The organism is Candidatus Hodgkinia cicadicola (assembly GCF_002774925.1).
Genome location: NZ_NXGO01000140.1, coordinates 1 through 9,052, shown reverse-complemented (window position 1 = coordinate 9,052; position 9,052 = coordinate 1). Strand labels below are relative to the sequence as shown.

Here is a 9,052-nt window from a genome sequence, read left to right as displayed (position 1 = left end):
GGTGATGCTTGATTAGAGGCAAATGGTAAACAATATTCTCCATCGCAAATATCTGCCATTATTCTAACAAAAATGAAAGTTATAGCAGAAGATTATTTAAAAGAAATTGTAAGCAAAGCGGTAATAACTGTACCAGCATATTTCAATGATGCACAAAGACAAGCGACAAAGGATGCGGGAAACATAGCAGGTCTAAATGTTTTGAGAATAATAAACGAACCAACAGCAGCTGCATTAGCATACGGATTAGATAAAAAAGATGCTAAGTAAATAGCAGTTTATGATTTAGGTGGTGGAACCTTTGATGTTTCCATCTTGGAACTTGGAGATGGAGTATTTGAAGTAAAATCAACGAATGGTGATACTTTTTTAGGTGGAGAAGATTTTGATTCTAAAATCTTATATTATATTATTTCTACTTTTAAAACAGAAACAGGTATTGATATAAGTAAAGATAAACTTGCTATTCAACGAATTAAAGATGCAGCAGAAAAAGCTAAAATAGAGTTATCATCTATTACTAATACGGAAATAAATTTACCTTTTATTACCTCCGATAAAAATGGTCCAAAACATTTATCATGTAATTTATCAAGAGCAAAATTAGAGGATCTGATTGATGAACTTGTTAAAAATACAATTAAACCCTGTGAAATTGCTTTGATTGATGCTAACGAAACTTCTAATACTATAAATGAAATAATATTAGTAGGTGGAATGACAAGAATGCCAAAAATACAAAGAACTGTTAGAGATTTGTTCGGTAAAGATCCTAACAAAAATGTTAATCCTGATGAGGTTGTTGCAATTGGTGCAGCTATCCAAGCTGGAGTCCTTCAAGGAGACATAAAAGATGTATTGCTATTAGATGTTACACCATTGTCACTTGGAATTGAAACTCTAGGTGGTATATTTACTAGATTGATTGAAAAAATACTACAATACCAACAAAAAGATCTCAAATATTTTCAACTGCTGAAGACAACCAATCTGCTGTTACTATAAAGGTTTACCAAGGTGAGAGAGAAATGGCTTATAACAACAAAATGTTAGGACAATTTGATTTAATTGGAATTACTAAAGCTCAAAGAGGTATACCCCAAATTGAGGTTACATTCGATATTGATGTTAATGGAATAGTTCAAGTCTCTGCAAAAGATAAAGCAACAGGTAAAGAACAACAAATTAAGATTAGAACTTCTGGTGGTTTAACAGAAAATGAAATTAATACTATGATTAACGAGGCCAAAGAACATGAAGAGACTGATAAAAAACTTAGAGATGTTTCCGAAGTCAGAAATCAAGCTGAAAGTTTAATTTATTCTACAAATAAATCTATGAAAGAATTAGATACTAAGCTCTCAAATCAAGATAAATCTAATATTTTGGATAGTATAAATAATTTAAAGAAAGAATTAAACAACAAAGAGATAGACATCGAACAACTGAGATCAATGGTAAAACAGTTAATGGAAAAATCTATGATATTAGGTCAAACAATGTATAATACAAAAGCTAATAACTAATGAGTAATTTATATAAATTGTTAGATAAAAAATAACAAACAAACAGATTAATATAAACAAATCATAAATCTTTCATGAAATGGCAAATGGATTTAACTAATATAACTAATTCTGAACTAATACTTTGTTTTAAAGATATTAATAAAACCTATAACATCTTATTAAGAATAATTAAGACTGAAATTAACATGGATAAATTTTGTAAATGAACTAATCACACCAAACAAAACGTCCAATAAGATATTAAATAACTCAAATGATTGACAAGGACTTGAATAAATTAAATAAGTTAGATAAATTGAATAAATTAAATAAAATAGATTCATATACAACATATATTAATAATTTATACCTAATAAAAGGTAAAAAAGATGTTAAAATTAAACATCAAATATTATCCAAATGATTTAAATATAACAACGAATGATTAATTATAATAGATTTTACTAATAGTAAGAAATATAATATAATCCAAAGAACTGAAGGTATTACAGTGAATATTTATAATCACTATGTTATTACCAATAAAAGAGAAATGGCAAATACTTTAAAATATTTAGAATATATTGATAGTGAAAGGACTAATAATAACATTAATCGTTATAATTTAAATTTAATATTTTCAATAAAAGATTATTTAATTCATTACAATGAACAAAAATGAATAATAAATACAATATAAATTTGATAAATATCTTGTATATTAAAACAACTATTAAATCCCATAAGGTTTATATTAAGAATAATTGTAAATTTATCACATGATGTCCAATCTTCAATCTGTAATTAGAAGAACAGAGGTAATAACTATGGTGGAACTTCAAACAATATATATGGATATTAAAATATATACATCTAATAGATTTAAGTGGGTAATGGCTTATCTGATAGAAAGAAATAAAAAATTAAAAGCAATAGATATTGATATTAAATATATTATTGATAAATTGATGTCAAAACATATTAATACTTTTGGAAGTATATCATCAGCCAATATCCAAACAAACACTCTAATTGTATTATACATATTTAATAAATCACTTGGAAGTGATCCTTTCAAGTTCTATCAAGAAAACCAACAATATTATCATGATTAGAAGAATTAAAACCTCTGAATACATAGATAACTCCTTATTTCTAAAGGTTAAAATGTTTAAATTTATTAAAATTATATTAAATTATGATTAAGAAAAAATTATATTATTCTACAATGTATTTAAAAAACAAAAAGAGAAATCTAGCAATATTTGAAAGTATTTATAACCATAATTTATGGAAATATCTGTTAATTAACAAGAAAAGTGATAAAACATGCTTATTGGAAATAATAAATCAAAATTGGTACCTTGATAGTTTGGAATTAAAAATTATAAATAAGAGAACTCCATTAAGATGATAAGGGAATTTGCCGGAAAATATTTTGTCGCACTGATTCAGTGGACAAGTCAACTACTAAGTGATTCAGAATTTAAATCAATTAGACTTCTTAATGGTGTATATCTACAACGTCATAGTTATATGGTGAGATTTGCAATTCCATGTGGAGTATTAAATGCAACACAATTATATGCATTGTCAATAGCAAGTCAAAAATATGACAGATGATATTTCCATGTTACTACTAGACAATGTGTCCAATTTAATTGGATTCAATTAAGAGATACACCTCAAATAATGTATGCCTTAACGAAGGTTGGACTTTGAAGTGCCCATACTGCAGGTAACTGTGTAAGACAAATAACATGTAATCCGAAACATGGAATTGGCCTAGATGAACAAACAGACATAACAGATTTAATGACTGAACTTTATAATCAATTTATGTTAAATGAAAGATTAATAGATTTACCAAAGAAAGTTAAAATAAGTGTTAGAGGTAATATTACAGATAACAACGCAGGAGCTTTTAATGACATTGGTCTAAGATTAATGGATAAACGGGTATATGTAACCGTTGGAGGTGGATTGGGAACAGAACCAATGGTAGGTATTAAGTTTATAAGTTTAGAAAAAGAATATGTTTCTAGTTGAATTGCTACCCTCCTTGAGGTGTATAGAATATTTGGAATTAATAAACAACATCCAGTTAGAATAAAGCACTTAGTTAAAGAGGTAGGAAAGGCTGAATTAATTAAATTAACGATTGGATTTCCTAGAATTAAGACCGCTACACCACCAAAATGTCCTATGGATTTAAGAGTTAAACCTGTCGAAACAATAGAATGAGATAATTCTGAAGAATTTAAAACATGATTTAATACTTGAACTTATCCAAGCAAACAACCAGATTTTAGACATGTAGAACTTAGTTGTAATTCAGGAATAGGTGCACCAGGAGATATATTCGCTGGGGAAGTTGATGTTATAGGTAAAATGGTTCAACTTTATTGCTTAAATGAGATAAGATTAACCCAATCACAAACGTTGTTACTCCCATATGTTTGTATTTCAAATATAAAGAAAGTCTATGAAGTATGTAAGAGATTTATACCAACCAATATAGTATGTTGTCCAGGTTTAGATTATTGTAACCAAGCTAATACAAGAACTATAGCTTTAGCAAAGAAATTAGAAGAATTAAAAACCAACCTTAAAATAAGAATATCTGGTTGTTCAAACGGATGTAGTCAGCATCAAATATTTGATGTTGGTATTGTTGGAGTTAATAAATCAGGTAAGGAATACTATCAAATTATGATTGGTGGTAATGGACCAAACGGAATATTAGCTCGTACGTTGTGCAAAGCAGCACCAGCATCCGAAGTTCCAAAAATTATAAAATGATTAGATAAACTTATAAAGTACTTAAAGAAAGATCGATTTGAGAAAACATATCAATGTTTAGAAAGGAATATAATTGAATTACCTGAAAATTTTCTAACAAATTGTACATAGTATTAGATATAATTATAACCAATGTTATATTGTAATAAAAAAATGAATAATAAATTCGACCTATCGAATGAATATGTATTAGTTAGGATATTATCTGTTAGACATTATACTAATACTTTGTTTAGTTTTAAAACCATAAGACCAAACAGATTAAAATTTAAACCCGGTGAGTCTGTAATGATAGGACTGATAATTAGAGGTGAACTAATGTTCAGATCTTTTTCGATATGTAGTCCAGCATGAAGTAATACATTGGAATTTTATTCAACGAGAGTAACAAATGGTATTTTTACTACTTTCTTACAAAAAATGACAACAGATACCTCGATTATTATTGATATGAGATCAAAAGGTAGTTTACTTCTAAAAGCCTTAAAGCCAGGCAAACGCTTATTTCTATTTTGTACAGGTACAGGAATAGCACCATTTATTAGTATAATACATGATCACGAAACTTATATTAGGTTCAACGAAGTAATAGTGGTTCTAACATATAGATATTCTCAAGATCTACAATATTTTAACACTAAAATCAAACAAATGACAAAAGAAGTCTATATTAGACCATACGCAAGGAATAAATTAAGATTCTACCCAAGTATAACTCGAGAACCATATCCGTATACTGGTAGAATAGCATGGTTAATAAAATCCGGAACACTAATAGCAGATTTAATGACATATAGTTTGAACGAGATGGATAGATTTATGGTCTGTGGTTCAAAACAAATGGTATTTAATGTAACAAATTTATTAAAATCACTGAAATATGTTGAAGGTACAACCAACAATCCACAAGATTTTGTGTATGAAAAAGCATATCGTTAATTAATTTAAAATAACTGAAATTAGATCTTTAATCGATTGGCTAAAGATAAATTATTTAAATTTTTGGTTTAATAAAACTATAACCTATTAGTGTTGTATAACATAAATAAAGATAAAATTATAAATATGTTTTTTAATAATCCAGATAAGCCAAATAAAATACTTGCATATATGTTTAATATGGTCAACAACAACAGAATGTTGGATTTATTTTGGATTAGTAACTTATTTCAATAATTATTATAATAAAATAAAGAAAAATGAGAATTAAAAAAATATATTCTTCAATAACAGAAGTTGTTGGTAATACACCAATAGTAAGATTAAAGAAAATAGAAGAAAAATACAACATTAAGACACAACTTTATGCCAAATTAGAATATTTTAATCCATTTGGTTCTGTCAAAGATAGAATTGCCGAAGCTTTGGTCGTTGATGCTTGGAAACGAAATAAGTATAATAAAGACACAATTATAGTAGAAGCAAGTTCTGGTAATACTGGTATTAGTATTGCTGCTGTTGCTGCCCGTAAGGGGCTAAAATGTTTAATAGTTGTTCCGGAAAGTATCTCAGAAGAGAGACTAAACATGTTGGACTTATTGGGTGCTAAAATTGTATTTGTATCGAATGGAATAAAAGAAGCCATCAAAAAAGCTAAAGAGTTTACAGATCAAGTTAAACATGCAGTAATGACATGTCAATTTGAGAACAAGATCAATGTAAAAATCCACAAGAAAACAACAGCAAAAGAAATAACAAAATCAATGAAGAATATAGATTATTTCATTTCAGGTGTGGGAACAGGAGGTACTATCACAGGTATTGGAGAGGTCTTAAAGAAGAGAAAGAATTCAAATACTTCGATTGTTGCAGTTGAGCCTTGAAAGGCTTCTATTTTATCAGGCAAACAGGTTCAATCTCATGGGATACAAGGTATAGGTGCTGGTTTTCTTCCAAAAATTTTAAATATTAAGATTATTGATTATATTTTTAGAGCAAAAGACCACGAAGCAATTGAATATGCCAGAATAATGGCAACCACAGAAGGAATGGCAGTAGGTTTATCTTCGGGAGCTGCAATATGTGCTGGAATTAAATTAGGTGAAGTTATTAATAATCCTCTTAAAAAGATATTAATAATAGTTCCATCGTCAGCAGAAAGATACATGTCAACTGAGTTATTTGATAATAAACCTCAATCATTATTAGAATTAGTAGCATTATATGGTTGTTCGGAATTAGAAGAACTTAAAAATTCAAACGAACAACAAGAATCTATCCTATAACTAGTTAAATAATATATACATTTTGGTCATCAACATCAGATCTACTTTTTTTGGTTCTATAATTAAGGTTTACACCCTTAATACCTATCATTTCGTTGGTTGTTATCCATAAATATTGTGATTGAGTAAGACCAAGTCATAATAATCTATTAATTCGTTAATGTATTCATGATAATGTATGATGATGTCGTTGTAGATGGTAAATATAATTTTCTACATATTAATCAAAGCTTATTATTCTGGTTAAAGACATTCAAACAGTCCAACATATAGTACTTTTATAATCAAATATCTATAATAAGCTTAAATTTACTATTAATTTATTCTATAATAACCTATTTAATATATTAATCCTATTTTCTGGTTCTTATTTTTAACAACAAAATAACAACAATCGATCTATTTTAAGTAATTTTATTCCTTTATCTTGGATTTTATATCTCTGATTTAAAATTAATACCTAAATTAATAGATGATAAAGTGATTGAACCTTTGGCCTTTTCGTTGTAAACGAAACATCCTGCCACTGAGTTAATTACCCATGACAATAGTTTCTTTAGATTATAATATTTTAAGAAATAAATAAAATATGTTACATTGGTATCAAATATGGATTATAAACAACCCAAACAACAAGACATCATGAGATTATTAGGATTTTGTATAAATATCGAATAAATCCGAATTAAATTGATGTAAATGTGATTGGTTATTACCTTTTTTTGTTATAAATTATAGCCAATAAAACCATTATTAATCAGATTAATATATTCTATTTAATGATTACTGAGATACTAGTTATAGTATTAACATTGAAGATTTAAAAATATTGTTATTTATCATGATGAATATTGGTATAAATAGTATATTAGATGTAATACTAAAGAATTTGAGTATAAAACTTATATATTTATAGCACTCAAGCTATGGATTGATACATATTAATAAATAATTTATTCTTCTATGATAACTAAATTGTTTTTATTAATTTTTGATAAAGCTAAGCTTATTTTATTAACAACGGGATCATAATCACATATCCTAACATTAATTCTACGTCCATATGACAGTTTAAATCAGTTAGAAATACTACTAAATGGTCTTATTATATAGTTTAATTCTCCATACAAACCTCATGGTAAGGATATTACAACCGAATTACCCTTAATCTTTGATATTAACCCTCATATTGATCTGCCTTCGTTTGTTTTAACAAAATTAAAATATTTAGTTCCTTCTAAATCTAATTTTAAACATATTGTCTTCTTAGAGATATCAATAGTATCTGGTACCAACTTAACAACATCATGATACCTAATATCAGTTCCAAATTGAAGTTTATTTATATTTCTTACACTAATAATTGAATTAAATACACCATTATTATTATTTCGTTGGAATTTTATATCAAAATGATTATTATTTATACCTAAAACAATACCCAATATAGGAATGTTATAACCGGGATAATCAGATCCACATCATTTCAATAATAAGATATTTTTAACTTCTGATTTACCATTATATTTTGTTAATATTAAACTACCAACAACAACATTCCATAATAATTTCAACATTTCATATCATTCTATACCACATAAATCAACAACACCATCTATTCATCCTAAATCAATATATATTTTGGTATCTGTTACTTTATTAACAATTCCCCAAACTAAATCTCCTTTATTCAACGTTATGTTTATGTTTTCTTTAATTTCCATTTCTTTATTATCATTTGGTTGTTTTAATGTAATAAGATTTTCTTTTCTATCCATTTTATCAATTTTATATCTACCAAATTTATTCAATTGTATGTTGATATCCTCATCCGTTGGGTTAAAGGGTAATAAAGCCAACAAATCAAACACTTTCACCATATATCCTTCAACAACATTGGCTACAATCTGTCCAGAGATCAATGAATTGCTGTTATATGCCTGTTGTAACATGATCCAAGATTCTTCAATACCTAATCCTCTTCTAGAAACTAATGTCTCTCCATTTTTTTTGGAATCAAACTCTTCAATTCGAACATCTATTTGTTGATTAATTTTCAATAAATTATAATTCCATAAATTATGTTTATAAAGTCTAACATTAGATCTAAAACCAATATCTATTATCATAAACTCATTGTTTTTTCTGGTTATAATACCTTTTACAACTCCCCCTTCGATTAAACTTTTAGTTGATTCAATCTTACAAATATTATTTATTAATTTAATACAACTTACCATTGTGTTATATATATCTTATTTTTAATTATAAAAGTAAATATTAGACAGGGATTAATAATCCAAACCGTTGAGTTGTACTCTGATGAGATAAAACAACAACTAAATGATTTGTTGAAAGGTAAATTTAACTAATATTATTGTTATACTTGTACAAAAAATAATATTTATTATGATAGAAAAATCAGTCAAAAAAAAAATATATAATCGTATCAAAACTAATTATATTTAAGAATATAGAATTTAATTAGTTACTAAATATTGAAAATATAAGTAATTA

Annotated in this window: 7 protein-coding genes, 1 tRNA gene and 1 pseudogene; 7 read left to right on the top strand and 2 right to left on the bottom strand. The window is 26.8% G+C overall.

Features of this window, described 5'->3' with window-relative positions; genetic code table 4:
- Positions 1-72 precede the first annotated feature (72 nt).
- The 7 genes and pseudogenes from dnaK (at position 73) to MAGTDC_RS03710 (ending at position 6,535) form a co-directional block, all read left to right on the top strand.
- Positions 73-1,526, top strand: a pseudogene (gene dnaK / locus MAGTDC_RS03735) (molecular chaperone DnaK).
- A 74-nt stretch (positions 1,527-1,600) separates the two neighbouring features.
- Positions 1,601-1,765, top strand: coding sequence for a hypothetical protein (locus MAGTDC_RS05075; RefSeq protein WP_192573224.1), 165 nt, complete (start codon positions 1,601-1,603; stop codon positions 1,763-1,765).
- Positions 1,766-1,797: 32 nt separating this feature from the next.
- Positions 1,798-2,208, top strand: a complete 411-nt coding sequence (locus MAGTDC_RS03730) for a hypothetical protein (RefSeq protein ID WP_146657102.1) — start codon at positions 1,798-1,800, stop codon at positions 2,206-2,208.
- Positions 2,209-2,287: 79 nt separating this feature from the next.
- On the top strand, positions 2,288-2,623 hold the full coding sequence (locus MAGTDC_RS03725; protein WP_146657101.1) for a hypothetical protein: 336 nt from the start codon (positions 2,288-2,290) through the stop codon (positions 2,621-2,623).
- 295 nt (positions 2,624-2,918) lie between these two features.
- Positions 2,919-4,421, top strand: a complete 1,503-nt coding sequence (locus MAGTDC_RS03720; RefSeq protein WP_146657100.1) for a nitrite/sulfite reductase — start codon at positions 2,919-2,921, stop codon at positions 4,419-4,421.
- Positions 4,422-4,463: 42 nt separating this feature from the next.
- Positions 4,464-5,249, top strand: coding sequence for a ferredoxin--NADP reductase (locus tag MAGTDC_RS03715; RefSeq protein ID WP_192573223.1), 786 nt, complete (start codon positions 4,464-4,466; stop codon positions 5,247-5,249).
- A gap of 260 nt (positions 5,250-5,509) precedes the next feature.
- Positions 5,510-6,535, top strand: a complete 1,026-nt coding sequence (locus tag MAGTDC_RS03710; RefSeq protein WP_146657098.1) for a PLP-dependent cysteine synthase family protein — start codon at positions 5,510-5,512, stop codon at positions 6,533-6,535.
- A gap of 469 nt (positions 6,536-7,004) precedes the next feature.
- On the opposite strand, the gene MAGTDC_RS03705 is transcribed toward MAGTDC_RS03710, so the two are convergent.
- Positions 7,005-7,076: transfer RNA gene (locus tag MAGTDC_RS03705), tRNA-Val, on the bottom strand.
- Positions 7,077-7,488: 412 nt separating this feature from the next.
- Complete coding sequence (locus MAGTDC_RS03700; protein ID WP_146657097.1) at positions 7,489-8,775, bottom strand: hypothetical protein; 1,287 nt, start codon at positions 8,773-8,775, stop codon at positions 7,489-7,491.
- Positions 8,776-9,052: the final 277 nt, after the last annotated feature.